27 protein-coding genes are annotated in these 26394 nt (G+C 47.5%); 13 read left to right on the forward strand and 14 right to left on the reverse strand.

What is annotated here, in order from left to right:
- The first annotated feature begins 31 nt into the window (after window positions 1–31).
- The 8 genes from OL444_RS20540 (at window position 32) to OL444_RS20575 (ending at window position 5669) form a co-directional block, all read left to right on the forward strand.
- The gene (locus tag OL444_RS20540) at window positions 32–559 is read left to right on the forward strand and encodes an RNA polymerase sigma factor (protein ID WP_264730097.1); all 528 of its coding nucleotides are present in this window, start codon (window positions 32–34) and stop codon (window positions 557–559) included.
- Window positions 540–797 (forward strand): hypothetical protein, encoded by a 258-nt coding sequence (locus OL444_RS20545; protein WP_264730096.1) that lies wholly within the window; start codon window positions 540–542, stop codon window positions 795–797. Before OL444_RS20540 ends, OL444_RS20545 begins: the two co-directional genes overlap by 20 nt.
- A 2-nt stretch (window positions 798–799) precedes the next feature.
- Window positions 800–1447 carry a ClpP family protease gene (locus OL444_RS20550; RefSeq protein ID WP_264730095.1) on the forward strand — a complete coding sequence of 216 codons (648 nt, stop codon included), beginning with the start codon at window positions 800–802 and terminating at the stop codon, window positions 1445–1447.
- Between the two features lie 179 nt (window positions 1448–1626).
- Window positions 1627–2421: a class I SAM-dependent methyltransferase gene (locus OL444_RS20555; RefSeq protein ID WP_264730093.1), complete on the forward strand. Its 795-nt coding sequence runs from the start codon at window positions 1627–1629 to the stop codon at window positions 2419–2421.
- Between the two features lie 258 nt (window positions 2422–2679).
- Window positions 2680–3405 (forward strand): hypothetical protein, encoded by a 726-nt coding sequence (locus tag OL444_RS20560; protein ID WP_264730091.1) that lies wholly within the window; start codon window positions 2680–2682, stop codon window positions 3403–3405.
- Window positions 3406–3418: 13 nt separating this feature from the next.
- The gene (locus OL444_RS20565; RefSeq protein ID WP_264730090.1) at window positions 3419–3604 is read left to right on the forward strand and encodes a hypothetical protein; all 186 of its coding nucleotides are present in this window, start codon (window positions 3419–3421) and stop codon (window positions 3602–3604) included.
- A gap of 149 nt (window positions 3605–3753) precedes the next feature.
- Window positions 3754–4485 carry a hypothetical protein gene (locus OL444_RS20570; RefSeq protein ID WP_264730088.1) on the forward strand — a complete coding sequence of 244 codons (732 nt, stop codon included), beginning with the start codon at window positions 3754–3756 and terminating at the stop codon, window positions 4483–4485.
- Window positions 4486–4949: 464 nt separating this feature from the next.
- Window positions 4950–5669, forward strand: a complete 720-nt coding sequence (locus OL444_RS20575) for a hypothetical protein (RefSeq protein ID WP_264730086.1) — start codon at window positions 4950–4952, stop codon at window positions 5667–5669.
- Between the two features lie 79 nt (window positions 5670–5748).
- Here the strand turns inward: OL444_RS20575 and OL444_RS20580 are convergent, their stop codons facing one another.
- Window positions 5749–6132, reverse strand: a complete 384-nt coding sequence (locus tag OL444_RS20580; protein WP_264730084.1) for a hypothetical protein — start codon at window positions 6130–6132, stop codon at window positions 5749–5751.
- Window positions 6133–6839: 707 nt separating this feature from the next.
- A complete protein-coding gene (locus OL444_RS20585) occupies window positions 6840–7187 on the reverse strand; it encodes a winged helix-turn-helix transcriptional regulator (protein ID WP_264730082.1) in 348 nt (115 codons plus the stop codon).
- Window positions 7188–7289: 102 nt separating this feature from the next.
- Here OL444_RS20585 and OL444_RS20590 point away from each other — a divergent pair, with 102 nt between their 5' ends.
- Window positions 7290–8168, forward strand: coding sequence for an MBL fold metallo-hydrolase (locus OL444_RS20590; RefSeq protein WP_264730080.1), 879 nt, complete (start codon window positions 7290–7292; stop codon window positions 8166–8168).
- A 79-nt stretch (window positions 8169–8247) separates the two neighbouring features.
- On the forward strand, window positions 8248–8592 hold the full coding sequence (locus OL444_RS20595; protein WP_264730078.1) for a 5-carboxymethyl-2-hydroxymuconate Delta-isomerase: 345 nt from the start codon (window positions 8248–8250) through the stop codon (window positions 8590–8592).
- Window positions 8593–8650: 58 nt separating this feature from the next.
- Here the strand turns inward: OL444_RS20595 and hmpA are convergent, their stop codons facing one another.
- The 3 genes from hmpA to OL444_RS20610 all read right to left on the reverse strand — a co-directional run bounded on the left by hmpA (window position 8651) and on the right by OL444_RS20610 (window position 11654).
- Window positions 8651–9865 carry an NO-inducible flavohemoprotein gene (gene hmpA / locus OL444_RS20600; protein WP_264730076.1) on the reverse strand — a complete coding sequence of 405 codons (1215 nt, stop codon included), beginning with the start codon at window positions 9863–9865 and terminating at the stop codon, window positions 8651–8653.
- Between the two features lie 51 nt (window positions 9866–9916).
- Window positions 9917–10348 carry an RrF2 family transcriptional regulator gene (locus OL444_RS20605; protein WP_264730074.1) on the reverse strand — a complete coding sequence of 144 codons (432 nt, stop codon included), beginning with the start codon at window positions 10346–10348 and terminating at the stop codon, window positions 9917–9919.
- A 322-nt stretch (window positions 10349–10670) separates the two neighbouring features.
- The gene (locus OL444_RS20610; RefSeq protein ID WP_264730072.1) at window positions 10671–11654 is read right to left on the reverse strand and encodes an aldo/keto reductase; all 984 of its coding nucleotides are present in this window, start codon (window positions 11652–11654) and stop codon (window positions 10671–10673) included.
- A 158-nt stretch (window positions 11655–11812) separates the two neighbouring features.
- Here OL444_RS20610 and OL444_RS20615 point away from each other — a divergent pair, with 158 nt between their 5' ends.
- A complete protein-coding gene (locus tag OL444_RS20615; protein WP_264730071.1) occupies window positions 11813–12709 on the forward strand; it encodes a helix-turn-helix domain-containing protein in 897 nt (298 codons plus the stop codon).
- A 248-nt stretch (window positions 12710–12957) separates the two neighbouring features.
- Here OL444_RS20615 and OL444_RS20620 read toward each other — a convergent pair whose 3' ends face one another.
- The 4 genes from OL444_RS20620 to OL444_RS20635 all read right to left on the reverse strand — a co-directional run bounded on the left by OL444_RS20620 (window position 12958) and on the right by OL444_RS20635 (window position 17960).
- Window positions 12958–14238 (reverse strand): TCR/Tet family MFS transporter, encoded by a 1281-nt coding sequence (locus OL444_RS20620; RefSeq protein WP_264730069.1) that lies wholly within the window; start codon window positions 14236–14238, stop codon window positions 12958–12960.
- A 477-nt stretch (window positions 14239–14715) separates the two neighbouring features.
- Window positions 14716–15651: an alpha/beta hydrolase gene (locus OL444_RS20625; protein ID WP_264730066.1), complete on the reverse strand. Its 936-nt coding sequence runs from the start codon at window positions 15649–15651 to the stop codon at window positions 14716–14718.
- 88 nt (window positions 15652–15739) lie between these two features.
- On the reverse strand, window positions 15740–16657 hold the full coding sequence (locus tag OL444_RS20630; protein ID WP_264730064.1) for a helix-turn-helix transcriptional regulator: 918 nt from the start codon (window positions 16655–16657) through the stop codon (window positions 15740–15742).
- Window positions 16658–16733: 76 nt separating this feature from the next.
- Complete coding sequence (locus OL444_RS20635) at window positions 16734–17960, reverse strand: MFS transporter (RefSeq protein ID WP_264730061.1); 1227 nt, start codon at window positions 17958–17960, stop codon at window positions 16734–16736.
- Window positions 17961–18245: 285 nt separating this feature from the next.
- On the opposite strand from OL444_RS20635, the gene OL444_RS20640 reads away from it, so the two are divergent.
- Window positions 18246–18413, forward strand: a complete 168-nt coding sequence (locus OL444_RS20640) for a phosphatidate cytidylyltransferase (RefSeq protein WP_264730059.1) — start codon at window positions 18246–18248, stop codon at window positions 18411–18413.
- A 107-nt stretch (window positions 18414–18520) separates the two neighbouring features.
- On the opposite strand, the gene OL444_RS20645 is transcribed toward OL444_RS20640, so the two are convergent.
- Window positions 18521–19669 carry an alpha/beta fold hydrolase gene (locus OL444_RS20645; RefSeq protein WP_264730057.1) on the reverse strand — a complete coding sequence of 383 codons (1149 nt, stop codon included), beginning with the start codon at window positions 19667–19669 and terminating at the stop codon, window positions 18521–18523.
- Between the two features lie 126 nt (window positions 19670–19795).
- The gene (locus tag OL444_RS20650; RefSeq protein ID WP_264730056.1) at window positions 19796–22186 is read right to left on the reverse strand and encodes an ABC transporter permease; all 2391 of its coding nucleotides are present in this window, start codon (window positions 22184–22186) and stop codon (window positions 19796–19798) included.
- Between the two features lie 469 nt (window positions 22187–22655).
- Here OL444_RS20650 and OL444_RS20655 point away from each other — a divergent pair, with 469 nt between their 5' ends.
- Window positions 22656–23354 (forward strand): hypothetical protein, encoded by a 699-nt coding sequence (locus OL444_RS20655; protein WP_264730055.1) that lies wholly within the window; start codon window positions 22656–22658, stop codon window positions 23352–23354.
- 330 nt (window positions 23355–23684) lie between these two features.
- Here OL444_RS20655 and OL444_RS20660 read toward each other — a convergent pair whose 3' ends face one another.
- From OL444_RS20660 to OL444_RS20670, 3 genes are all read right to left on the reverse strand, one after another.
- Window positions 23685–24431, reverse strand: coding sequence for a peptidase associated/transthyretin-like domain-containing protein (locus OL444_RS20660; protein ID WP_264730053.1), 747 nt, complete (start codon window positions 24429–24431; stop codon window positions 23685–23687).
- Between the two features lie 178 nt (window positions 24432–24609).
- Window positions 24610–25344, reverse strand: coding sequence for a carboxypeptidase-like regulatory domain-containing protein (locus OL444_RS20665; protein ID WP_264730051.1), 735 nt, complete (start codon window positions 25342–25344; stop codon window positions 24610–24612).
- A gap of 134 nt (window positions 25345–25478) precedes the next feature.
- Window positions 25479–26201, reverse strand: a complete 723-nt coding sequence (locus OL444_RS20670) for an SDR family NAD(P)-dependent oxidoreductase (RefSeq protein ID WP_264730049.1) — start codon at window positions 26199–26201, stop codon at window positions 25479–25481.
- Window positions 26202–26394: the final 193 nt, after the last annotated feature.

Genomic DNA, 26394 nt, shown 5'->3' on the forward strand with positions numbered 1-26394 from the left:
TTTTTGACACTATGATTAAAACCCGACTATTATGCAAACAAACGAGGACCAACGCCTGGAAGCGCTTTACCGGGAAACCTTTCCTGATGTAGCCCGGATGGTGCATCAACTGGGAGGCGATGCTGCCACAGCGAAAGACCTCTTCCATGATGCGTTGATCATTTATCTGGAGAAACACCGTCAGCACACCTTACAAATCCGGTTGTCTGCCAAAGCCTATCTGATAGGTATTACCCGCCTGCTCTGGTACAAACAGTTCCGCAGCGATTGCCGCCATACGGATCTGGGTCCGCTCGAAGAGCGCCTGACTGTACCGGAAGATTTTTATACGGCTCCTGCGGCCGCAGAAGCTCCCTTGCTGCGCTATTTAAAAAGCGCCGGTGAAAAATGCCGGCAACTGTTGCAAGCCTTCTATTATGATCAGCTATCCATCCCGGAAATAGCCACCCGCTTTGGTTATCGCAGCCGTCATTCTGCTACCGTTCAAAAATATAAATGCCTGGAGAAAGTGAGAGAACAGGTAAAAAATACCATCCAACATGAGGCCATCATTACGTGACATACAGGAAACAGACCGGTACCTGCTGCAGGAGATGACAGCAGGCGAACGCCGGGTATATGAAGCCAGGTTGCTGACCATCCCGGATTTGCCGGAAAAAACCGCCCATCAGTCGCGGGTGCACCAGCTGATTCGCTGGCTGGCACGGCGCGACAAGCGGCGACAACTGGATGCCCTTCATACCCGTTTATTACAGGATCAGCATTTTGCACATCAATTACAACAAATATTTAAATAGCCATGCCCATTATACCCACAGTTATAGACGGTAGCACCCGAAGCGCCTACGACATTTACAGCCTGTTGCTGAAAGAACGTATCATTTTCCTGGGCACCGCTATCGATGAACATTCCGCCAATCTGGTCGTAGCACAGCTATTGTACCTCGACAGCGAAAACCATCATCCGATCCGGCTGTATATCAGTAGTCCGGGCGGCGTGATCTATGCCGGTTTTGCCATCTATGATACCATGCGGATGCTGAAATCACCGGTTTCCACAGTAGCCGTAGGTTTCACCGGCAGCTTCGGTACCATGCTGCTAACGGCAGGCGCCCGTGGTCAGCGTTATGCCCTGCCCCATGCTACTATTCACATGCACCCGGCTTCCGGCGGCGCCAAAGGCTATACGGAAGATGTGCGCATCGCCTACCACGAACAGGAACGGCTTGAACAACAGATCTTCCTGATGATCGCTAAAAACACCGGACACACGGTCGCTGAAATTGAAGCCGCTTATCAGCGCGACCGGTTCATGAATGCGCTGGAAGCAAAGGCATTCGGGCTGGTAGACGAAGTGCTGGGTGATGTACAGGACCTGTTGCTATGGGAACATATCCGTTTTCCCACCGATACCCTCCCCCTATTAAAACAGATTGGTCACTCCTGACGTATAGCCGTGGTGGTTTCCATCCAATACCTGTCAATATCTTCTCCACAACTGACTGCTACTGAAAAGTAATTAAGCTGTATCTTCGCGCATCTACTGTCTGGCCAACGACCATACACATACCACGCACGAACGAAACAATTTTTAATCACCTGTAAGGAAAAAGAAAAACAGCAGTTATGACGAATCAACCCACATTCAATTTTTTAACACATAATCAATCTGCCTGGGATAAACAGGCATTGGCGCAACACGAATGGTCCCGGCCCGTGAGCAGCGAGCTGACCACAGCCGCCCGCAATGGTCAGTGGGAAGTACACCTTACGCCACAACCATTGGATAAATCCTGGCTGGGCAATATTAAAGGGAAACGTATTTTATGCCTGGCCTCTGCCGGCGGACAACAAGGTCCGATTCTGGCGGCAGCCGGCGCGGAAGTAACCGTGTATGACCTTTCTATCGAACAACTGAATCAGGATAAGATGGTGGCCGAGCGCGATGGACTCACCCTGCAAACCGTACAAGGTGATATGACCAATCTGCAGGCATTTGCCCCCGACACATTCGATCTTATTTTCCACCCGATTTCCAACCTCTATGTACCTGATGTAAACGGGGTATGGCAGGCCTGCTACCGCGTATTGAAACCCGGCGGTGCGCTGTTGTCCAGCTTCTACAACCCGGTTGTATTTATCGGCGACCGCAATCCGGAATATAAAGACCAGGGTATCATCAAACCCCGGTATAAAGTTCCCTACGCGGATGTCAAAGACCTGGAACCGGCGGATATCGAACGGAAAGTAAACGCCGGAGAAGCCCTGGTATTCGGGCACTCTCTGACGGATTTGATTGGCGGACAAACCAAAGCCGGATTCGTCCTCACAGGATTTTATGAAGATTTTCAGCCCCGGCCAAGGTTTCTGGTAGATCATTATCTGCCTACTTTCCTGGCTACCCGGGCGGTAAAGTTATAATTACCAGTGGTACTACCGGAGAACGCCCCGGTAGTACTTTTACGGCTTGATAGTTTTATTGTGTCATTCCGACACTTCTTACAACTGTCCGTTTCCTCAGACTGTCCCTACCTGCAAACACAAGCGCACCTATCATTTTAGGTAAAAAAATATGCCTCCTTTACTGTGTAAAAAATGAACCGCATCTTTTCCTGTTCCTTTTTTTTTAAAATGCCTCTGTTGTTTTTTAAATACTTTGCGCGCCCAAATCCAATGATCATGCATCCTATACTGTTCAAGAAAAGTTACCTTGCCATCCTGGCCATCTGTGTCATTATCAGCTGTAAAAAAAGTGATTCCGAAGCACCTGTATCCGCAGGGCGATATGAAAACGCTTCTACTTTATTCGCGTCACCTGCAGTGATGATTACGGCCGGTGGTAACATTACCGATCAACATTTCATACAGGCATACCTGGACCGGCATCGTCACACCAATGTTTTTGTTTTTGGCAATACAACGGCAAAGGCGGCCTCCATTCTACTAACCATTGAGTTTAAAGAAGACCGGCGGGCAAGCATCATTTACCACGGTCCAGCCGGTAACACATATCCTATACCATTCGAGATTATAGGTAAGGCAGGTACCTCCTTTATACTGGCCAGCATTGACTCCTTTCAGCGGTATGTCCCCTTACCGGAAAGTATATGTGATCGATATGTCAGGCAAATAACAGCAGTCCAGCTACAACCGGCCTGTTACGAAATGCCCTCGGTTAACGGGATCAGCTGGGCCTGTAAAGAACGATTTACCATACCGGTAAGCCGGGTAACAGGCGATATGTACATTCCACTTTTAACCTATGACATCATGTACAGTGATCAGGGTGCATCCTGTTGGCGCGCTACCGGCTTTTATGTAGGTATGCCCAATAAGGGGATAACTGTAACCGGCCGGGATACTATTGTATATCAGCCAGCCATGATTAAACTAGTCCGGAAGTAAGCGGATATAAACAATGGCCACACGGTACACGAAGCAGACCATTGCAGATAAAATCCACTTTGCTATTTTTCGGACTACGCAGGCGATAAAACGATCATTACAGGCGGTACTACCGGAGCTGGCCCCGGTAGTACGCTTCTTCCTTGACAACTTCACTCCCCGGTCCGGCATGCCCCGGCTCTCCTATTCAAAAAGGTAGCTTTGCCGCTAAACATAATGACAGCTATCATTGTGATAAAACCCTCCGATCCCTTTACGACACAACAACCAAACGGGATCTTTTCCTGCATCCTTATTTTCTGCGGTGCTGGTATATTTTAAATATATTGAGTGTACAAACCCAATACCATGAATAATATACGGTACAAGAAAAGCTATCTTGCCATTATAGTCATCATCATTACTGCCTCCTGTAAAAAAAAGGACCGGGATCCGGAACCACTGCTGCTGCAGGGGCAATACGAGACCGGCTCCACTATTTCAGTAGCGCCGGCAGTCATGCTGACCACCAACGGTATCATTCACGACCAAGCATTCATACAGGCATACCTGACCCGGACTCAGCACATGAATGGTTTTGTATTTGGCAATACAACGGCACCGGCGGATCACATACGATGGGGCGTCGATTTTAAAGCAAACAACCAGGCAACCGTTACCGCTTATCCGACATCGGGTCCTTCCATTTCCAAACAATATGAAATAACAGACAATACTGGTTCCTCTTTTGTATTGGGTAGTCTCGATTCTTTATCATTTATGAAACCAGCCTATACATCCATATGTGATCAATATAGCCGGCAACTGGTGATGGCCCACTTCCAGCCCGCCTGTACACCGCTTCCACCGGGTAGCGAAGTAAAAGAATTGTGTAAAGAAAGAATGGCCATTCCCGTCAACGTGATATCAGGTGAATTGTACATCGCCCTATTAACCCATGATATCACCTCCCGCAGTGAATCAGCGTCCTGTTGGCGCCAATCCCGGTTTCAGGTGGCTGTTGTCAATAATAGCCTATCTGTAGCGCCTGGGGATACGATTATATACCAGCCAACCAGGATTAAATTAATCCGGAAGTAAACAGGTATTCGTGAAGGAGGTACTTCACGGTATCGGATATACGATTTGATTCATGACAGCGTAAAGCAAATACCCATTGCTGTTCTAAATCCGGCAGGTTAAATGCCTTTACCTGCAAGACCAACCGGATACTTCCAGCCCCGATAAAGTTTCGGCAGCTCCTTCCTGCCTGCTTTCCTGGCTATCCAGACGACAAAATTATAGTTGTATACAGACTACCGGAGTTGGCTCCGGTAGTACTCTTCTTCCTTGATAATTTTGCAGCTCCCTTTCAGACAGACCTTCTGCACTCCTACCCCAAAAGGCAACTTTACCTGCAAACATAACGGTATATGTCATTGTAGTAAAAGCCTTCAATTCCTTAACAGCCCGGCAGATGAACAGCATCTTTTCCAGTATCTGTATTTTTATGGGTAGTGTTGTCTTTTAAATATATTGAGGTTACGAAACTAACATCCAATACCATGAACATTATACGACACAAGAAAAGCTATCTGGTCATACTGGCAATCGCAGCTATTATCTCCTGTAAAAAAAATGAACCTCAACGCCTGCTGGGACGTTTTGAGACCACTTCCGACCTATCGGTATTACCGGCAGTCATGCTAACCAGCAATGGTACCATTAACGACCAAATGTTTATACAAGCATACCTGACCCGGCACCAACACACCGATGGTTTTATATTTGGCACCACAACATCTTGGGTAGATGAGCATCCACTGGCTATTGATTTTAAAGAAAACAACCAGGCAATCGTCACCCCTTATCCGCAATCTGCCCCATCAGTTACCAGACTTTTTGAGGTGACAGGTAATACCAGTTCTTCTTTTGTACTCGGTGGTTATGATTCCACCAACATATTGATTCTGCTAAATATGAACAGATGTGAACAATATGTCTGGCCGCTTCTCCAGGTCCACTTTCCACCTGTCTGCTCACCACTTTCATCCAGCACCGGATACAAAGAAGTATGCAAAACCAGATCAGCGATCCCCATCAACCGGATAGGCGATGATATATATATTCCCATTTTTACTTTTGATATCACCCGCAACGACGGAAATATCTCCTGTTGGTATAAATCCCGGTTTGAGCGAGCCACTGTTAACAGTAGCCTGTCTGTAAAAAGCGGAGATACGATTGTATACCAGCCGTCTCTGATTAAATTAATCCGGAAGTAAACAGGTATTTAAATCTATCAAAAACATAACGGCCAGCCTCGTGTATCCAATACTTTGAGGCCGGCCATTCTATAACATATCATTCAAACAACCCATGCCGTTTTAAATCCAGCAGGTTGTATGCCCTTATCTGCAACACCTTATTCCCCACAGGACTTTCCTTCGTTTTAGTGATGATCACACTATCCCCCTTACAGCGGTAGGCGTAGTATTCATCACCATTATCAAAAGTACCTACGAACATCCGGAAGTGGCTGGAGTCTGTCAGGTATTGCCCCATGATGTCGCTTCCAAAGGCGCCGCTACCAAATACGGTAAACATCTCTACATACAGGGGCTTATCGCAGACTTTCACGGTCAGGGCATAGTGGGCCTTACTGCGGTCATTTCTGCAGGTGATCGATAACATTGTTAGCACCATCAGGGAAATACCTGCCAGATAAATGGGTTTTCGTATATGCATGCTCGTATTTTTTGCTTTCTATCGACGGTTCATCACTACAATAAACGGGGCGCAACTTAAGAAAGAAAAAAAATTCCAGCTAACCAACGCGTGCTTTATGCAGCGAATTAACACGTATTTCACATATCCGATCCCGTTATCATTTACGCAAGCGGTTATGCGTGTGTAGTTTACACTATTTAACATCACATACAACCAATGATCTATGCCGGTTACTGAATTAATCCAGCTACAGCACGCATATGTTAAAATAGCAACACGGCTTGCAGCCATAGCTGATATTCCATAAACAAGAGGAGGCATCGTACCTGTAACAGTACGATGCCATTTCAACCATACAAAAAACTGATGCTATAAATAAATCTGCTTATTTAGGGTATCGGCTGCAACGGAGGACCAATCGTGCACCAGGAGTACAACTCATCGTACGTATAACAGGCGCACCCACTACGGATACAGTCGGTTTCACAATTTCGCGTAGGAAGAAGCCAGAAGCCACAGGTGGGTGGATCTGTAGCGCGGCGGCTACCACCCTGTATCTTTTTCAGGGCAGCACGGCACAGTGAACGGCCAGTTAACAATAGTTGGTACATCAGGCAGGTTTAAAGGGATGAATAATCATCATGAATTACAGGAAGCTAAAAGTAAGCCACCTGACTGCATCCCGCATGCGTACTTCCGGAAAATGCCTGCCTGCTATCTATCGGTTATGTTGTTTGGTTCATCTGTTTCCGGCCCCACAGCTTCATGGCATCGATAATCGGTAACAGGCTACTACCCAGCGGTGTAATCCGGTACTCTACCCGGGGCGGCATCTCCGCAAAGATGACCCGTTCTACGATACCATCTGCTTCCAGTTCTCTCAACTGGTTGGTGAGCGTTTGTTTGCTGATGGCTGTAATCATTTTCAGCATCAGACTATACCGGTTATGTTCATTACGAATCAGGTGTATAATAATAGGTTTCCATTTCCCGCCGATAATATTGATACAATAAGTGACAGCGCAGTTATTCGGATTAAAATCTTTCGTCTTACGGGCCTTTGTTTTCGTCATTGGTCTAAAATTTTTGCCTATGTATATTTAATCAGACTGTTTCCTGATGGTAAGACAAAATAAATACGTTTGCAGCACATTATTGCAAGAAAAAAACAGCATATGACACACATCGAAACGCCTGGATTTATACATTACCCGGCTGGCGCTATAGCCCTCACCGTTGTTACAGATGGTGTGGTACATTATGACAGCGATTGTTTTGCGCCGGGCATCCCCCGTGAAGCCGTACAGCAGGTACTACAGGAACGTCCTGTTGCCGCTAATGGTTTTGCTTTGACCCACAACATCCTCGTGATAAAATCGGATAGCCGCATTATACTGATAGATGCCGGCAATGGTCACCAGGCAGCTCCTGCCGCCGGGCGGCTACCGGTACACCTGATGCAGGCAGGCATCCATCCGGATACGGTTACGGATATCGTGATTACCCACGCCCATCCGGATCATATCAACGGACTTATCGGAGCAGGCGACCAACTGGTATTTCCACAGGCCCGGGTACATCTGTCGCAGACAGAATACGATTTCTGGCTTTCTCCTTCTCCGGATTTCAGTCGCAGTAAAAACAGCCCCGATGTATGGTTAACCGTGCAGCAGGAAGTAACGAAAATACTCGCCGCCTGTGCCGGACAGCTGCAATTATTCACGGGTACTACCCCTTTATTTGATGTGCTGGAACCTATCTCCGCACCAGGCCATACACCCGGGCATTATATGTTCGCGATAGCCAACGGGGATAAACCGTTTATACATATCGCCGATATTGTACATGAAGCGGTGTTGTTGTTTTCACGGCCGGATTGGGGAACCATTTTCGACACAGATTTTGCGCAGGCAGCCGCCACCCGGGAACAGGTACTGGGTGACCTGGCCCGCACCGGGCAACGCGTATTCGGCTATCACCTGCCATGGCCGGGGTTTGGCCATGTACAGCAAACCGCTACCGGGTACCAATGGGTACCTGAAACTACCAGATAGGCGGCGGCTAACGGGAAGCCCGGCTGATTATTTTGGCCGTCGTGAACAAATCCGTAAATTGATAGCTAAACCACCAGGTATGCCTCATTTCGTAATAGATTGTTCTGCCGCTATCCTCCAGCAAAAAACACCGGAAGAAATTATGCAGGCAGTATATGATGTGGCCGAATCTACCGGCCTGTTTGCAGACGGCGATATCAAAGTCCGGATTAATCCGTTTACTCATTTTAAACTGGGACCTACCAAAGAAAACTTCATCCATGTATTCGGCAATATTATGGGAGGCAGGTCTATTACCCAGCGATCGGAGCTTTCGCATCTGGTCATCAGTAAACTGGTACAGCTGTTTCCCGATGTGCCCATCATCTCTATGAATGTACAGGAGTTTGAAAAAGCGACTTATTGTAACCGCTCGATGATCTGATTCCGGATAGAAGCCCCCACTGCTTCTCCAGCGGGGGCTTCTATCCGAAAGGATAACATCAGGATGTGGACAGCGAAAGTACCTGCGGGCCGAATTCTTCATAGAAGATATGGTCCCGGCTGATGCCTGCTGCCAGCAGGTCCTGGTACTGTTTCGTGATAAAGACACCCGGGCCACAGAGGTAGTAATGCATATGTGCCGGATGTTGGGCGATATTCATTTGATGAATATCCGGATATCCTTCGTGTATGCCTTCCCGTATGTCTGCCGCCGTGACTTTGTTATAAAATACTTTTTGTGTCAGACTTTCATGCTCCTTTTCCCATTGTATCAGCTCCGCTTTAAAGGCATGTACTGCTGCTTCCCGGCAACCATGCATCCATATCACCTGTGGGATTTCCTCCTGCTGCAGCAAGGTTTCCAGCATACTCATAAATGGCGTCAGTCCTACCCCGCCACTGATAAACATCGCCGGGCGCGTGGTGTCTTGTAAGATGAAAGTGCCTGCCGGTGCAGCTATTTCCACATTGTCGTTCTCGCTCACCGCATCATGCAGGTAGTTACTGATCATCCCGTTCCTATCCGGTTGCGATGCTGTTTCCCGCTTTACGGAAATACGGTAATAGTCGTTGTTAGGCGCAGAAGAAATGCTGTATTGACGGATCTGGAATAAGGCGATTTCCGGTAAAAATAACCGGAGGCTGATGAACTGTCCGGGTTGATGCCGCGGTACTTTTCCGCCATCTGCCGGATAAAGATAAAAGGACGTGATTTCTGCCGATACGGCTATCTTTTTCCTGACGGTAAAAGTGCGCCAGCCAGTCCAGCTGTGGGGTGTAGCTGCCTGTTGTTCGTACATGGCTGCTTCATGGCCCTGCATCCAGGTGGCCAGTTGGTGATAAGCAGCGGCCCATGCATCCAGGATAGCCGGTGTAGCTGCCTGGCCCAACACTTCCGCTATAGAAGCCAGCAGGTGATGTCCTACTATGGCATATTGCGCCGGCTGTATCTGCAGACTGGTATGTTTATGGGCGATGTTGTTGATCGCAGGCAACAGTACAGCGGGATTTTCAATGTTTTCTGCGTATGCCAGCAACGTCATTGCCAGCGCCGTCTGTTGTTTGCCGCTTTGCTGATTCCCCATATTGAACACATGTTTCAACTCCTCGTTGTGCTGAAACATCCGCTTATAAAAATGCGTGGTCAGTAATACATTCGCCTCTCTTAACACCGGCACGGTAGCCAGGATCATGTGTTGTTGTGCTGTTGTCATACTTATAAAATATTTAAAGACCTTTTTATCTTTTATTAGGACAATTTTTTTTTATTTCCGGAGATGTAAAACACCTTTATTCAGCAGCTCATTAAATTCACTTACTTTGGTACGTTCCAGCATGTCTTTGGTCAGACAGCGGATAGCCTTATACTGTTCATGAATGGGACAGGGATTTTTTTCGGAGCAATATTTCAGTCCCAGCCCGCATTGGGTAAAGAGGCCGTCTCCATCTACCGCCAGTACAATATCCGCCAGAGAAGTCTGCAGGGCATCTGCCTCCATAAAAAAACCGCCGTTGGGCCCTTTCAGGGACTGCACCAAATTTTTCCGGCTTAGCTGCTGTAATATTTTCGCCACAAAGTGTTCCGGTGAGTCAATGCCTTCCGCCACTTCCTTCACGCCCACCTTATGGCCGGCATTCCCTTTCTGGGCTATATATATCATTGCCCGGATGGCATATTCACACGCTTTTGAAAACATCTGTCGTAATTAACAGGACAAATATAAGCCGGGCATCAATAAAAGACAAAAATATCTTTTATTACCCCTACCCTCCCGGATATACACTTTTTATATACCAAAAGGGACAGACCGCATACGGGCTGTCCCTTTATATGATGGTGTTGTCTGGTCCTGCCATAGCGATATAGCTATGGCAGCAGCACCCAATTGTGTGAAAAGAAAACAAAGCGATTACACGATGACCATAAAGTTCCGGAACGTCCAGGAAGCTGCACCAGGGCGGCTAACGGTTACCGGAGCACAACGATGGTATGGGACGCTCACCGGAAGTATGACTTGCTTACCTGCCCTGCAGGTCTGCCATGCCTGCGGGATAGCGTGCTCCCTGAAGGCTGATGTTGTCCAAATACTTATTGATATTGGCTACATCATCCTCGCTTAAGGTGATGTTTGTACCACCGGCATTTTCTTCCAAACGCGTCGTTTTTGTGGTTCCCGGAATCGGCACAATCCATGGCTTTTGCGCCAGCAGCCATGCCAATGCAATCTGCGCCGGCGTAGCGTTGTGCACTCCTGCCATCTTTGTTACAAGGTCAATAACAGTTTGATTCGCTTCGCGGTTTTCCTTACTAAAACGAGGAAGGATATTTCTGAAATCGGTCTTGTCAAATTCAGTATCCGCATTCATCTTACCCGTTAAAAATCCCTTGCCCAACGGGCTAAACGGCACGAAGCCAATGCCCAGTTCTTCCAGCAATGGCATGATGTCTTTTTCAGGTTCGCGCCAGAACATAGAGTACTCGCTTTGCAGGGCTGTCACGGGTTGTTCGGCATGCGCCCTGCGTATACTTTGCACGCCGGCTTCACTCATGCCGAAGTGTTTTACTTTGCCTTCGGCAATCAAATCTTTTACGGTTCCGGCAACGTCTTCAACAGGCACGTTCGGGTCCACGCGGTGCTGATAAAACAAGTCGATATAATCAGTTTGCAGATACCGGAGCGAGTTTTCCGCCACCTGGCGGATACGTTCCGGGCGACTATCCAAACCAGCCGTATGCTTACCGCTTGTAAAGCCAAACTTAGTAGCGATGATTACTTTATCACGTACCTTGTGTAATCCTTTTCCTACCAGCTGTTCATTGGCGCCTTGTCCGTACGCCTCTGCGGTATCAAAGAAAGTAATGCCCGATTCATACGCTTTTTGAATGAGTGCAATGGCATCGCTTTCATTGGTTGCCGGACCATAACCATGGCTTAATCCCATGCAGCCGAAACCAAGTTCAGACACTTCTAATCCTGCGGTTCCCAATCGTCGTGTTTTCATTTTGTATGTTTAAATGTTTTCTGCTCCAAAATTATGAAGAAGGGCAGGCTGCTTTGTATACACATTACTGGTTTTCTTACCAGTTTTACTAATCGGGAAGGCCGGTATCCCAAAGGCAGGCCGGAACCTGTAGATTTGTAGCGATAAAAGAATAAGGTATGGAAGAGATTGTAAAAATCAGCAGCATCGCGCAATACAATACCATGAGGGGCGTAACTACCAGACATCCGCTGGTTACAGTGATTGATCTCTCGAAAGCGCAACCGATGCCCGCCCGATCATTCAACTTTGGTTTGTATGCCGTGGGGCTGAAAGAATTGCACTGTGGCCAATTGCGCTATGGAAGAAGGCACTATGACTACCAGGAAGGAAGTCTGATATTTGTAGCGCCCGGACAAGTGGCAGGTGTACAACCCAACCTTGAACTATTTACTCCGACGGGCTGGGTATTGCTCTTTCATCCTGACCTGATAAACGGCACTCCGCTGGGCAAACACATGCAGGACTATTCTTTCTTTTCGTATGATGTCAATGAAGCGCTTCACCTGTCGGATAAAGAGAAGAGTATGGTCATTGATTGCTTCTCGAAAATCGAATATGAACTCGATCAAAATATAGACAAGCATAGCAAAAGACTGATTTCATCCAACATTGAGTTGCTGCTCAATTACTGTATCCGTTTTTACGACCGCCAGTTCATTACACGCGACCATGCCAATAAAGGAATCCTGGAACGGTTTGAATACCTATTAAACGGTTATTTTTTATCCGATATACCGCAGCACGAGGGCTTACCTTCCGTAGCTTATTGCGCCGGAGCGCTGCATTTATCACCCAACTATTTTGGCGACCTGGTGAAGAAAGAAACCGGCAAATCTGCGCTGGAATACATTCAATCAAAAGTGATAAATGTGGCGAAAGCGAGACTGTTTGACAGGCATAAATCCGCGAGTGAAATTGCCTACGAACTGGGCTTTAAATATCCGCAGCATTTCACCCGTTTATTCAAACAAAAGGTAGGCGTTACGCCGAGTGATTACCGGATGATGAATTAAATGAACCCGTTTAAAATTTCATCTTCATGAATGCTGAAATTTTCGTGCCGGCCGATCATTACCCACTGCCGGTAAATAACATCAACCACGAAAGTGAATGGTCTCACCAACCAGACATAACTACCCCGCAAAAAAGGGCGCGCCTTTCCCGTGCCCCCTTTACATATCTTATAAACGAAAAACAGCAGCAGGAATACACCTGCTACTGTTTAACTAAAATGCTTTTATGCTTTAATCAGCTGTATCACTTAATGCATCGGCGCATCCTTCAGTTCTCCACCGCCTTTAATCACATCCAGCAACTCCGGCCGGACTTTCTTCTCCCGCGTCAATACCTTGTTGGTAATGATAATACTCAGTAACATACAGGCCCCTCCAATCAGGAAGTGCATACCCGGAAAATGGAACGGCGCCTTGTCTGAGGTAAAATAGGCAAATGTAGTGCTCATCATCAGGGGACCAATAATGGTGGTGAGGCTCATCAGGCTGGTGAGCGCACCTTGCAGCTCTCCCTGCTGGTTAGGTGGTACATGTCCGGATATAACAGATTGCAGCGACGGGCCGCAGATACCACCCAGGCAATACGGCACCAGAAATACAAACATCATCCAGCCCTGCGTAGCAAAAGCAAATAATATCAGGCCCAGTGTGTACAGGGATAATCCCAGGTAAATACTTTTTTCATTCCCGAGTTTAGGATTGACCACCCGTGTTAATCCAGCCTGCACGGCTCCTACCAGCACACCTACTACTGCCAGGGAGATACCCACCATTTTTTCACTCCAGTTGAAACGATAGATGGTAAAGAAATTCCAGTTACCCTGTACCGCCTGTGCGCCCAGATAAATCAGGAAAAAGCTCAGGGCCAGGCCACCGATTTCGGGATGCCGTGTTAAAAACTTCAGGGAGCCAAACGGATTGGCACGCCGCCAGTCAAAAGGCCGGCGGTTTTCTTTACTCAAAGATTCCGGTAAGAAGAAATAACCATACAGGCAGTTTACCAGACATAGTACCGCCGCCGCATAAAACGGCGCCCGGATACCCCAGCTGGCCAGGAATGCACCTAATGCAGGGCCCAGTACAAAGCCCAGCCCAAAGGCAGCGCCAATCATACCAAAATTTTTGGCCCGGGATGTTTCGTCGGTGCTTACGTCGGCAATGTAAGCCGTAGCAGTGGTAAAGCTCGCACCGGTAATACCGGCGATAATACGTCCGGCAAACAGCCATCCGTAAGCCGGCGCCAACGCCAGGATAATATAATCAAGCCCGAATCCCAACAGGGATAACAACAGTACCGGACGACGTCCGTACTTGTCACTCAGGTTACCGATAACTGGTGCAAATAAAAATTGGGTAATCGCAAAAACCGATAACAACAAGGCCCCATAGGTACTGGCCTGGTTAACCGGAATGTGTTTCAGCTGTGCAATCAGGTCGGCCATAACGGGAATAATCAATCCCCAACCCATTACGTCGATCAGCAACGTAACGAAAATAAAACTGATGGCAGCTTTCTTGGATGTATACATAATGATGATTTGGAAACCGGAAATAAAAACTGTTGATCCTTTTTTTCTATGCGGTCGGATCGGCCATGCTACTACACGCTTTGGTTTATTGTTCTCACAACAGGGTTAAACATGACACCGGGCACTTCTTCTTCCGTTTAACCGGTAGCAGCAAAACTATACCTGACGAATAGCTGATGAAAGCCTATTCCGGTCAGCACCACCGTTAAACCGGTAAAGGCCATGGTTATACCGGTAAAATAAAAAAAGGTTGTTTATCCGAACACCTGCGTAAACGGCATCTTCACATGATATTTTTCAGTGGCATATGTATGCAATAAAATGAAGGTCATCCCAAATTTACTATTAAACGCGGTATCCGGCGCCGGCAAACTTATAAAATAAATCCAACAGAAAAAAGCCTTCCGCATAAATTTGCGAAAGGCTTTTTGATAACTGTTTCTCCCCTCGGCTATACTACCGGCCGCAGATCCGCCATCAGTGCTTTACCGGCTCATTTAAAAAGTGATTAATGGACAACCAGTTCAGGCACGCATCCAGCCATTTATTTTTATACACCGGATCATACAATCCAAAACCATGACCACCGGCCTGGAAAATATGCATCTCTGATTTTACTTTTGCCTGTTGTAACGCATTAAAAAATGCCACGCTGTTTTTTACCGGTACCACCTCATCATCGGTTGCATGTACCAGGAAGGAAGGCGGTGTCTGAGCGGTAACCCTTTTTTCGTTGCTGAACTGGTTTAATAAAGCCACCGACGCCTCTTTTCCCACCAGTCGTTCCCGTGTTCCGCTGGGAATCATCCGGTCGAAAATGATCACCGGATATAACAGTACCATAAATGCCGGCCGTAGGTTAATATGATCCGGATTGGGAATCACCGGCTGCTGAAAACTTACGCCCGCTGTGGAAGCCACGTGGCCGCCGGCAGAAAGGCCCACCAGCCCGATTTTCCCGGTATCTATTCCCCATGCCGCCGCCCGGCGGTGTAACAGCATCAATGCAGCCTGTACATCCTGCAACGGACCAATGGATTTCCTGACCATGATCCTGTTGTCCGGTAAGCGATACTTCAATACAAAAGCCGTTATCCCCGCCTGCACCAACTCCCGGGCTACCGCCGCTTCATCTGCGGTCGATAGCACCTGATAACCACCTCCCGGACAAATAATCACTGCAGTGCCATTCGCCTTTTCTTTTTCGGGCAAGTAACACGTTAAAGCAGGTACTGTCACCCTGGTAATGAGGCCATCGTCATCTGTTTCCTCGATATAATCAGCAGGTGTTTTCCGGGCATTGGGAATCATGCCTTCATAGAGTGGGATGACCTGGTTCTGGCCATAGGTCAGGTGGAAAGATAGGATCAACGCAATTATCAGCAAGACCCGTCTGTCAATTCTCGCATTCATTTTTCAGTATTTAGGTGTGAATACCCTGGTTTTTTACCACCTAAATGTATACTTTCCTATAGCCGGGAAATGTGCAGAAATGCTCAATTCAGGATATGGACTGTTTTCTGAAATGAAGGGGAGATAAACCATGTACTGCCTTGAAAGCACGACAGAAGGCACTCATATTCTCAAAACCACACATCCACGTGATATCCAGCACCGGCTTGTTCGTTTGCCGGAGTAAAATGGCGGCATGATACAACCGGATGCGGATAAGATATTGGTAAGGCGTTACACGGAAGACGGCTTTGAACTGCCGTACCAGCTGCGGCACAGATAAGCAGACTTCCCTGCTGATCATTTGCAGATCCGGCTGGTCCATATAACAGGAATGGAGCAGGTCTCTGGCCATGCATAAACGTTGATATATTTCTTTTCTGACAGCTGGTTTCAGGGCATGTACCTGTTTCATTTCCCGGACGGCTGCGCCCTGATTGCGGAGCAGCTGATGCAATAAAAACACCAGGTGCTCATCTGTTTTCGCCGCTTCATATCCGGTACTTTCCAGGTCGGTTATCAGCGCATGCAATTGCCGCTGCAACACAGGTGTTACCGGATTCAGGGTCTGAAAAAAGGTGGGCGTATGACCATCAGGAGAAAAGGGATCATCCATTAAGCTTTCTTCCGACTGCAGGGTTTCGCGGAAGACGGCGGTCGCAAATGTTTTTTTGAAGAAGACCGACAAACAGCTGACCGGTTCTTCACTGTCGATTTTACAGGCGTAACGCTGGTCATCATTCAACAGCAGAAACTGTCCAGGCCTCACGGCTACCCTACGCCGGTCGATACCATACCATTCTTCTCCGCGCAATACCGTTTTAAAGGAAAGACAGCCCACATGATTATCGCAATTGCTACGACGACTCAGGGCATTAAAGACCATATTCTGTTGCTGAAAGCGGCCGAAATGCAACGCTTCATTAAATCCGGGCGCGGTATGATCAGGCAGACTGGTGATGTACATGGGATACCTGGTTAGGTCTGCCGGCACTTCCGGCAGACCTCCGCAAGATATAAATTCTATGCATATCCTGTAGTACTTAGCCTCTTTCCGACTGAGCCTTCCTGCTCAGCAACAACACCCGGTACATGACCAGCCCACTGGCCACGATCAGCACCATATAGCTCGTCGCCAGATTCCGGCCATCCTCTGCAGGCAACAGATAAGTGAGGCCGTAGCTGAGCATGGATACAATCACATAACTCAAGCCACCGGTAAGGCCTCCGGCGATACCCGCGTTGTTGGGAAAACGCTGCAGACAGAAAGTAAAATAATTGTTGTACGTAAAGCCGGCGCCTACATGCACCAGGAAAGCAAATACCAGTACCACCCATAGCTGCCCCACCCAGTAGGATAAGCCCAACAGCGCTGTAGCGGAGAGGAACTGTAATATAATATTGCCAGTCATCTTCGGGATAAAAGGTTGCCGGATCAGCCCCTTCCCCAGGAAGCCGCCTGCCATCCACGCGAAGCCCAGGAAGAGAGAAGCATAGCCCGTAATCACCGGCGATAAATTAAAATGATGCTCCACAATAAAAGGCCCGGACATATTATACACCATCACCATGGAGTAGGCCAGTCCCAGCATCGCAATGCCCAATATAAAACTTCCCGTGCGCACCATCTCATAATAAATAGTCAATATTTTCGCCGGATGGAAAGGCCTTATTTCACGAATGGTTTCCCCGCTGAAAAACAACTCCAGCAGAAACAACACAGCGCCATAACCGGCCAGGAAATAAAAATTGGATTCCCAACCGAAATTCACTTCCAGGTAGCCGCCGATGAAAGGCGCCACAATAGGCCCGGTAGACCAGATAATCGTAAAGAAGCTCAGATAGTGTTTGAGCTTTTCACCGGAGTAAAGATCTACAAAAAATGCCCGCTTACTCACCACCATGGCAGCGATGGTAATACCATGCAAGATGCGCATCGCATAAATGACATAGATACTATGGGTATTGGCAATGGTAACACAGGAGAGACAGAAAATGAAAATCGATATCAGGGAGATTTTGTACCGGCCATAACTATCCAACAATCCACCTATAAACAACTGCGCCAATCCATAGCTGATCAGAAACAAACTCAGGGTGAGCTGCGCCTGGCTGTTGGTGATGCCCAGCGCGCTGGTCATGCCCGGCAGTGAGGGAATATAGATGTCTGTAGCGAAACCTGACATGGGTATCATGCCAAAGGCGAACAGGGTCGCTAATCCAATATTGCTGTTCTTAATTCTCTTTAGTTTAACAGTGCTGGTCGTCATTGTTACAGTTGCTGATGATTCTTTCGCCGCAAAATTAGGACTTCATGCTATAATTATTGACACGATACTCTCATAAATATGATAGCCGGCAGGAATCATAACAAAAAAATAATCGCAGCCAGTCTCCCCAACATGAGGAATATCCGGACACCACCTGTTACCTCACATGCACAGCTTTACTGCGGTTGCAGCCACTTTGCCCCCTGTTTGCCGGTCCTGTACAGCACGGATGTACTATTGTTGCGGCAGGTCCGCTATTTGCAATGAATTTTTGAAAAGTAGCATATGAAACAACCCATTTATTTCTTACTGGCGCTATTAATGGTAAGTATGAGCAGCTGTGAGGTCATCGGTGGTATTTTCAAAGCCGGCGTATGGACCGGGATCATTGCCGTAGCAGTAGTACTCGGACTCATTGTTTTCCTGATCACCAGAGGTACCCGGCGGGATTAAAGGGAAGACTTACATAAGCAGGAAGCAGACAGGATGTTGCGGTTATCGGATGCAGGTATCCTGCCGGAGCAAATACACTTCTTTTCTCCGGCAGGATTTCAGCGATATTATCGGTGCTGTACAATCGGATCCAGACACGCTTTCAGTTCTATCAACAGCTTACCCGGTTCTTCGAAAGGTATCATGTGAGAAGATTTTTCGAACCAGATTCCTTTTTTTACCGGCGCTTTCAGCGGCTCCAGCCAGGCCGCAGTAGGCTCAGAAGGTGTGGTGTAATCATGCCGGCCCATAAACATAAATACCGGAATCGGGAACGTGCGCACACTTTTGAAATCCACCTCCAGAAATTCATCTAAGATACGCCCCAGCGTAAACACGTTGCTTTCATCGATGGCTTTCACTTCTTCGCGGCTGTATTCCGGCGATAAATACGGCGCGTTGTAGAAATATGTGGATTCATGCCGGAAAGCCGTTAAGCCACCATAATATTGCGCCCAGTCTCTTGCCGTTACAATACGTTCGCGGGTTACCGGCTGATTGCCCGGATAAGGGGCTATTGCCTGTAATTCTTTCAATGCTTTCTCATTGCCGAACTTTTTTGCCTGTGCTACCGCGAAATCATAACTCACGGCTTCGTTCTCCCGTACATTGATCACCTGCCCGATACCAATATAGGCATAGAACAGGTCCGGACGCTTCAGGGCTGCCTTCATAGCCACAATGGTACCCCAGCTATGCCCCATCAGGATGATCTTTTTGGCCTGATAACGTTGTTTGATATACGTAGCCAGCTCCAGGGCATCACTGACATAGTTGTCTATTTTGATGGTATGGCTGATCGAATCAGGATTTACATTCAGAAACGTACTGCCGGCGCCACGCTGATCCCAGGTTACCACAGTATAGTATTCTTCTATCGGCCGCTGGAACATCCACATCACCGGTGATAAGGGGGAAGCAGGCCCGCCATGTACAAACAACAATACCGGATTATCGCTATCCTGCCCGCGCACATATACGGATTGATCAATGCCCCCTATTTTTACTTTATAATTTTCCTGAATGCCTTTCGGGTTAACAATCCTGCTTAAGTCAGTAATCACCTTTTTGCCGGCAGCATACTTGTCTGTCAACGGCGGCTGCGATTGTTGTGCAACCAATAAAGCAGGCAGCATCATACAGCATATTAGCAGAAAAATACCTGTGCGTATAGCCTTGTACGTAGTGGAATCGTTTTTCGTGTAACAAGTGTTCATAAGAGATGTGATTATTTTTTTGACAGTTTAGAGAGATGAGGAGATCCTTTCACCCGGCTGTATGCCCATTACTGAGCAGCCGGATGATGAATACCTCGTTGTGATGACAGTTTGAGAGATATGCGATTATTCTCCCCGCAGACTTTTTATCAGGTTAATGTTGATGGCGCGGATGGCCTGGAAGCTCACAGTACTGAGGGCTATCAATACCGCCAGTAAACCGGACAACCCAAATATCCACCAGCTGATATCCGTTTTATAGGCAAACTGCTGCAACCATTGGTGCATAGCCCACCAGGCGATAGGCGCCGCTATCAGGAAAGCGATACCAACCAGTATCATAAAATCGGTGGACAACAGTCCGAAGAGCGAAGCAGTACTGGCCCCCATGACTTTACGGATGCTGATTTCCTTTGCCTTCTGTTCAGCTGTGAATATCGACAGGCCCAGTAATCCGAGGCAGGAAATAAAGATCGCCAGCACGGCAAAGATCACTGATAACCGGTCTGTCACCTGCTCACTTTTATAAAGATGTGCATATTCTTCATCTGCGAACTGATAGCTGAAAGGGAATTTAGGATTCAGTTCCTTACAAAGCTGTTCCAGACTGGCCAGCGCCTCCTTGGTTTTGCCCGGACGGGTTCTGACCAGGAAGGTATTACCCGTAAAAGCACTGAGGAATCCCGTCTTTGCAGCGGGCTCCAACCGCAGTATCAGTGGTTGGATGTTATTGTGCAATGACTGAAAATGGAAGTTTCGGAGTACCCCGACAATGGGTCCTTTTTTTCCCCAGAAGGTAAGGTACCTGCCTATCGGTTCTTTATAGTTCAGTATTTTGAGTGCCGCTTCATTGATAATATAGGCGCTCGAATCTGTCGCAAAATTCCGGGAGAAGTCGCGGCCCTGTGAGATTTCCAGTTGCAATGTTTTGATAAAATCGTATCCTACCAGGGAATGTGTAAAGTAATTGATGCTGCCGGGGTTTCTTCCTTCCCAGTCTACCCCGCTCGTACGTGCTTTCAGGTTAGTTGGGTTACCCATCATTTTACTTACGCCACTGATATACGGACTGCGTAAAGCAGCCTGCCGGAGTACTTCCTGCCGGGCAATCAGGTCGCCTTCCAGTGGTACATAAATCAGGTTTTCGCGGTCGAAGCCCAGATTGGTATGCTGTACATACTGTACCTGCCGGGAGATGAGGATCGTGGAAATAATCAGGATGATGGAGAGTACAAACTGGAATACCACCAGGCCTTTTCTGAGCCAGAGCGAACCGGCGCCTGATTTCATGGTACCTTTCAATACCTCAATAGCATTGCAGGCAGAAAGGAACAGCGCCGGGTAACTGCCGGAAAGAATACCAGAGAAAAGAGTCAGTCCCAGCAGCATCAGCCAGAATACCGGATGGCCAAAAGGCAATACGATGGCTTTGCCGGTAAGTCCGTTAAAGGCCGGCAAGGTAATCCATACAATGAAGATAGCCAATATAGCTGCCAGCACGGCAACGATAATAGCCTCCCCGACAAACTGCCGGATCAGCTGCCAGCGTACCGCCCCCATGGCTTTGCGGATACCGATTTCCTTGAGGCGGTTCATGGAACGGGCAGTGGTCAGGTTCATGAAATTGATACAGGCGATCAGCAGAATGAATACCGCTACCAGGCTGAAAAGCCGCACGTATTCAATCCGGCCGCCGTGCAGGTAACCATTCTCAAAATGTCCGTGCAGGTACTGGGCATCAAAACGCTGCAGGCCCATTTCGTACCGCATGGTTTTGTTTTCTTTGTTGTAGGCATCCAGGAAATGCAGCAATTTCTTTTCCAGTAGTTCCGGGTCGGTACCGGCACGTAACTGCAGGAAGGTCTTAGGCCCATTGCTGTTCCAATCTGTCAGCCACTCATTTTCTTTTTTCAGGAATTCCCAGTTGAGCAGGAAATCAAATTTTTCGGATGCCTGCGCAGGTAAATCTTCAAATACAGCTTTTACTGTGAAGTTCTCCCGGTTGTCATAGCGGATCGTTTTGTCTATAGCCAACTCCGGGCTACCGAAAAAAGCAGTAGCCATTTTGCGGGAGATAGCAATACTCTCCGGCGTTTTCAGCGCTTCGGCCGCGTTGCCGGCCAGCAATGGGTAGCTAAACATCCGGAAGAATCCGGGGCTTGCGGCACTACCGTCTTCTTTCAGGACCTTATCTCCGACAGTAAACGAATTGTTGGTGGTCCAGGCCAGGCCGGATGCCAGCTCCACTTCCGGCATTGTTTGCTGTAACTCCTCCGGCAGCAACCCTGGTGTGGAATAGGAAGCCTCTGTTTTTCCTTCCGGAAAATAACGGAGATATACGCTGTATAGTTGTGTATTATTTTTATGAAATCCATCTACCTCACTTTCATCCTGTACCCAGAGCAGGATAAGCAGGCTGCAGGCAATACCCAATGCAAGACCCGCTATGTTGATCACAGAAAATCCTTTGTGCTTCCAAAGATTTCTGATGGCGATGAGAAAATGATTCTTAATCATTAAAGCTGTTTTATTATTTGATTCCTTCGTACGGACGGTTCAGCAGAAAACCAGTATAGTGCCATTTTACATTTTGGTTGATTATCAATGTTTTAATTTACGGCATAGTGATCAGATTGTCCGCTTTTGATACACCGGTATGTCCGGTTTTGCCCGATATGCATCGAAGTGTAAAGTTAAATAAAGGAATCACCGGTCCTATACCCCTGCCGTATTTTTACACCCTGTTATTTTCGTATAGGCTTGATAATTTAGATAGCCGGTCATAATCATTGTTTATCAGACGTTCTGCCGGAAAATCATGGAAATGTCAGACAATATCATTAAATATGTGGCCGGAATAAACCATCAGATCAGCAACCTATATCTGTAACGCATCAAGGCAGGCATTATCCCGATCTAAAAGTACCCTTACCGCTCACTATACCTGAGACACATTATCAACTATATATCACTTAATCTCATCATCATGAAAAGGCTGGTCCTTATACTTTCTGCCAGTTTGCTGGCCCTGCAGGCGGCTGCCCAGACATCGCGCACTACTACTGCTACAGACATTCCTCATTTTCGTTTAGCGGTCACCGGTGGTTACGGCTACCGCCTGGGTAAGATCTCGCCACAGCTCACCGGAGAGGCGCGGGATTACATGAAAAAAATGAAATCCGGCTTTAACATCAGCGCCGATGCCTTGTATTACTTTAATGAGACACTGGGAACCGGTATTAAATACAGTCGGTTTCAGTCTTCCCAAAGCGCGGCTTTATTGGTGAATACAGCTGTAGGACCGGCAAGACAGATCGTAAAGGATAATATTGCGATCAACTTCATTGCGGCTACTTTTGCGGCCCGTATATTTAATCCCAAAAAAACGAATTCGTTTCATCTCAATATATCGCTTGGCTATCTGGGCTTCCGGGATGATGGCGCCGTATCTGCTCAAAAAGTGCAACTAACCGGTGGCACTGTAGGACTGGGATGGGACATGGGTTATGATATCCGGATAGCCCGTAAACTGTCTGCCGGCGCCCAGTTGTCGCTGATCACAGGAAAACTGAACAGCTACACCCGATATGATGGCTATTCCAGGGTAAAAGTGACCCTCAAAGACGATGAAAAGGAAAACCTCTCCCACCTGAATCTTTCTGCGGGATTACGGTTGAATCTTTAATCCTGTTATAATATTTCGGCTCCTACAAAATATCCCGCTATGCATGCATAGCGGGATATTTTATTTTCCTTTTTTTATCTGTTATTTTACGGGAGATGAACAACGGGCATTTACCTGCATTTTATGGATTACTTGGGGTTATATTAATCAGCGCAATGCAAACAGATAACACGACAATGCACGCTCCAGCTATTATAGCAACCTACCTAACCACTCACCATCATTATGACGTGGAAGGCATGCTGGCCTGCCCGCATGCGGATATACACTTTGAAAACATCGCCAACATTAGCCCTCTTCGTTAAGGCGTCCATTTACAGCGTATAGTCATTAACGTAACCAACTGCTGACATCCCAGAGGCGATACCAATCTCTTTTTAGTTGCTGCCACCGGGTTAAGTGGGAGCAACAGATACCACCGGTCATCACCACCTTATCGAGCGTCGACAACGATACCGGGAGTACGGCCGTAACGGGTATACCGGTAGTAGCGGTCAATTCAAGCGGCTCGTAGCCTATCCCCCCGATGTGTATCGTAAAGGTATTGCCTGGTATGTTATCCGGTATGGTTAACGTGAAGCTACCATCCGTCTTAGTCATCGTTCCTATGTTTTTGGCGCCCTTGAGTGTTACAATTCCAAATGCCACAGCCATACTATCCCTATCCGCAATGACGTGACCTTTTATCACCCGTAAAGAATCGGGATCACCGCTGGTCGTCACAGGCGCATCGGTCGGACCGGGAATCAGCAATGAAGCCGGAGACAAATTTTTAGCCTGCAAAGATAAGAGGCTTCCGCCGGATAAAAGACCGGTGAGTAAGGCTACCGGCAGCCACCTTTTTTTCCGGTTAACTTCCAGTGGCCGGTTTAACTGGGAAGGCAGAAAGCTGCCACATACCTCTCCGTTGGCTTGTTGCAAACGGTGGCTGATGGCGGCATCTGTGAGCAGAGAGAAATCGACGACTGTTTTCCGGCATTGACTACAATACTTTCCGCCCTTTACCGGTGTCATATCTTGCAGGCGTTGCGCACAGGGACGAGGGATGGATACGATGAGGGGACGTGTTGTCTTCATGGTACAAGGCTTTACGCCTAATTTACTAAAATTATGGCTGCAAACCTATACCATTACGACCCTTGCCAGGCAAAAAATCTCCCCGATTAAACGGCTATGGTAAAAAGGATATTTCCCTGTAACCGAATTGCAGTAGGGTTACAATACCCGCCCTCTGTGAACAGACAGCGTATAGCCATTAATGTGGTTCCTTGCGGATATGCCAGAGGCGACGCCAATCTCTTTTTAGTTGTCCCCACCTGGTAGGTTTGACTACCCTGACAACGTAGCCTATCTTGGCACTATCTGCAGGAGAATACGGTTGGAGTACTGCTGCAACAGGCATATCAGTCGTTGCTGTCAATTCAATCGGGTAAAAGGCGACAAAGCTAATAATTATAGTAAAGGTCTTGCCTTGAGTCGTATCTGGTATCGTTAACGTAAAATTGCCGGCGCTATCTGTTACCACACCATGTTTTGTATCTTTTAATACTACAGTAGCTCCTCCCAGGGGTATATTTTCTGCGCTTACGTTACCTTTTATTACCCTTAATGAATCAGGTTCTCCGCTGGTAGCCGCTGATGCATCTGTTGAACCGGGAATCAGCAATGAAGCCGGAGAAAGGTTTTTAGCCTGCAGGGACAAGAGACTTCCGCCGGATAAAAGGCCTGTCAGTAAGGCTACAGGCAGCCATCTTTTTTTGGGAGCAACTTCCAGTGGCCGGTTTAACTGAGAAGGCAGAAACATACCACATACCTCTCCGTTGGCTTGTTGCAAGCGGTGGCTGATGGCAGCATCCGTCAGCAGGGAGAAATCGATGACCGTTTTCCGGCATTCACTGCAATACCTCCCCTCCTTTACCTGTGTCATATCGTGCAGGCGTTGCGAGCAGGGATGAGGGATGGATACAATGAGTGGACGTGTTGTCTTCATGGTACAGGGCTTTACGCCTAATTTACTAAAATTATGGGTAAAGCCCATAGCATAACGACCCTTATCAGCGGAAAATTCTCTTGATAAAATTGCAATAAAAAAACGCTGTAATCAAACAACAGGCAGGCAGACAACTACCAGGGAAGTTCTCCCCCATCCTGGAAGAATCTGCCAGTGATACTGCTGTCTGCAGCCATCGCCAGTGCTACAATCGGCCTCGCCCCTTCCGAAACATGCTTGAAACCCTTAAACTGATTGAGATCCGTAGCGGTATAACCTGGTGTAACACTATTCACTGCGATGTTTTGCTCCCGCAATTCGTTGGCCAGCATCACGGTGAAAGCATTCAAGGCCGTTTTGGAAGCCCCGTATGCCGAATAGTTACGCCAATTGGGACGTCTGTCTACCGCCATATTCATCGTTAATGACCCTACTTCACTCGATACATTAATGATGGCAGATGCTACCGATTTTCTCAACAACGGCAATAGCAGCTGTGTGGTTTGCACCGCACCAAAAAAATTGGTCTCAAATAAACGGCGCACATTTTCCATACTATCTACAGACAGCTCCTGCGGCTGTTCTCCTGCAATACCTGCATTATTGATGAGCACATCCAGTGCATCGATCTGACTACTTAATTCCTCCTGCGCCCGCCGGATATCAGCGATGTCTGTTACATCAATTTGAATCGCCGCCACCTGTGTAATGCCGGTAGCTTTCAATTCCGCAACTGCTTTTTCTCCGTTACGTATATCTCTGCTGCCTACATACACAAAATTGCCCAACTGCGCCAGCTGCCGGGCTGTTTCCAAACCAATACCTTTATTGGCGCCGGTTATCAAAATGGTTCTCATAAAGTTTCCACATTAAAATGTTAAAATAACGGGTAGACTATTGGTCTCCCCGCTATTGCAAAGGTCTGCATGGTGTTGTATATCGCTGTAGCCAGATTCCCTTAATTTGTAGCCAAATGTCCGATTCAGTGCAGTACAACGTTGTATTTATCTAATGGTTTAAAAAAGCAGGAAGGCATCCATCATAATATTT

It is taken from the genome of Chitinophaga nivalis (assembly GCF_025989125.1).
GTDB lineage: Bacteria > Bacteroidota > Bacteroidia > Chitinophagales > Chitinophagaceae > Chitinophaga > Chitinophaga nivalis.

What these genes read in the sequence shown, in the direction of transcription:
- OL444_RS20540 (WP_264730097.1), top strand. Translation starts at nt 32, where the DNA reads ATGCAAACAAACGAGGACCAACGCCTGGAAGCGCTTTACCGGGAAACC.
- OL444_RS20545 (WP_264730096.1), top strand. Translation starts at nt 540, where the DNA reads ATGAGGCCATCATTACGTGACATACAGGAAACAGACCGGTACCTGCTG.
- OL444_RS20550 (WP_264730095.1), top strand. Translation starts at nt 800, where the DNA reads ATGCCCATTATACCCACAGTTATAGACGGTAGCACCCGAAGCGCCTAC.
- OL444_RS20555 (WP_264730093.1), top strand. Translation starts at nt 1,627, where the DNA reads ATGACGAATCAACCCACATTCAATTTTTTAACACATAATCAATCTGCC.
- OL444_RS20560 (WP_264730091.1), top strand. Translation starts at nt 2,680, where the DNA reads ATGCATCCTATACTGTTCAAGAAAAGTTACCTTGCCATCCTGGCCATC.
- OL444_RS20565 (WP_264730090.1), top strand. Translation starts at nt 3,419, where the DNA reads ATGGCCACACGGTACACGAAGCAGACCATTGCAGATAAAATCCACTTT.
- OL444_RS20570 (WP_264730088.1), top strand. Translation starts at nt 3,754, where the DNA reads ATGAATAATATACGGTACAAGAAAAGCTATCTTGCCATTATAGTCATC.
- OL444_RS20575 (WP_264730086.1), top strand. Translation starts at nt 4,950, where the DNA reads ATGAACATTATACGACACAAGAAAAGCTATCTGGTCATACTGGCAATC.
- OL444_RS20580 (WP_264730084.1), bottom strand. Translation starts at nt 6,132, where the DNA reads ATGCATATACGAAAACCCATTTATCTGGCAGGTATTTCCCTGATGGTG.
- OL444_RS20585 (WP_264730082.1), bottom strand. Translation starts at nt 7,187, where the DNA reads ATGACGAAAACAAAGGCCCGTAAGACGAAAGATTTTAATCCGAATAAC.
- OL444_RS20590 (WP_264730080.1), top strand. Translation starts at nt 7,290, where the DNA reads ATGACACACATCGAAACGCCTGGATTTATACATTACCCGGCTGGCGCT.
- OL444_RS20595 (WP_264730078.1), top strand. Translation starts at nt 8,248, where the DNA reads ATGCCTCATTTCGTAATAGATTGTTCTGCCGCTATCCTCCAGCAAAAA.
- hmpA (WP_264730076.1), bottom strand. Translation starts at nt 9,865, where the DNA reads ATGACAACAGCACAACAACACATGATCCTGGCTACCGTGCCGGTGTTA.
- OL444_RS20605 (WP_264730074.1), bottom strand. Translation starts at nt 10,348, where the DNA reads ATGTTTTCAAAAGCGTGTGAATATGCCATCCGGGCAATGATATATATA.
- OL444_RS20610 (WP_264730072.1), bottom strand. Translation starts at nt 11,654, where the DNA reads ATGAAAACACGACGATTGGGAACCGCAGGATTAGAAGTGTCTGAACTT.
- OL444_RS20615 (WP_264730071.1), top strand. Translation starts at nt 11,813, where the DNA reads ATGGAAGAGATTGTAAAAATCAGCAGCATCGCGCAATACAATACCATG.
- OL444_RS20620 (WP_264730069.1), bottom strand. Translation starts at nt 14,238, where the DNA reads ATGTATACATCCAAGAAAGCTGCCATCAGTTTTATTTTCGTTACGTTG.
- OL444_RS20625 (WP_264730066.1), bottom strand. Translation starts at nt 15,651, where the DNA reads ATGAATGCGAGAATTGACAGACGGGTCTTGCTGATAATTGCGTTGATC.
- OL444_RS20630 (WP_264730064.1), bottom strand. Translation starts at nt 16,657, where the DNA reads ATGTACATCACCAGTCTGCCTGATCATACCGCGCCCGGATTTAATGAA.
- OL444_RS20635 (WP_264730061.1), bottom strand. Translation starts at nt 17,960, where the DNA reads ATGACGACCAGCACTGTTAAACTAAAGAGAATTAAGAACAGCAATATT.
- OL444_RS20640 (WP_264730059.1), top strand. Translation starts at nt 18,246, where the DNA reads ATGAAACAACCCATTTATTTCTTACTGGCGCTATTAATGGTAAGTATG.
- OL444_RS20645 (WP_264730057.1), bottom strand. Translation starts at nt 19,669, where the DNA reads ATGAACACTTGTTACACGAAAAACGATTCCACTACGTACAAGGCTATA.
- OL444_RS20650 (WP_264730056.1), bottom strand. Translation starts at nt 22,186, where the DNA reads ATGATTAAGAATCATTTTCTCATCGCCATCAGAAATCTTTGGAAGCAC.
- OL444_RS20655 (WP_264730055.1), top strand. Translation starts at nt 22,656, where the DNA reads ATGAAAAGGCTGGTCCTTATACTTTCTGCCAGTTTGCTGGCCCTGCAG.
- OL444_RS20660 (WP_264730053.1), bottom strand. Translation starts at nt 24,431, where the DNA reads ATGAAGACAACACGTCCCCTCATCGTATCCATCCCTCGTCCCTGTGCG.
- OL444_RS20665 (WP_264730051.1), bottom strand. Translation starts at nt 25,344, where the DNA reads ATGAAGACAACACGTCCACTCATTGTATCCATCCCTCATCCCTGCTCG.
- OL444_RS20670 (WP_264730049.1), bottom strand. Translation starts at nt 26,201, where the DNA reads ATGAGAACCATTTTGATAACCGGCGCCAATAAAGGTATTGGTTTGGAA.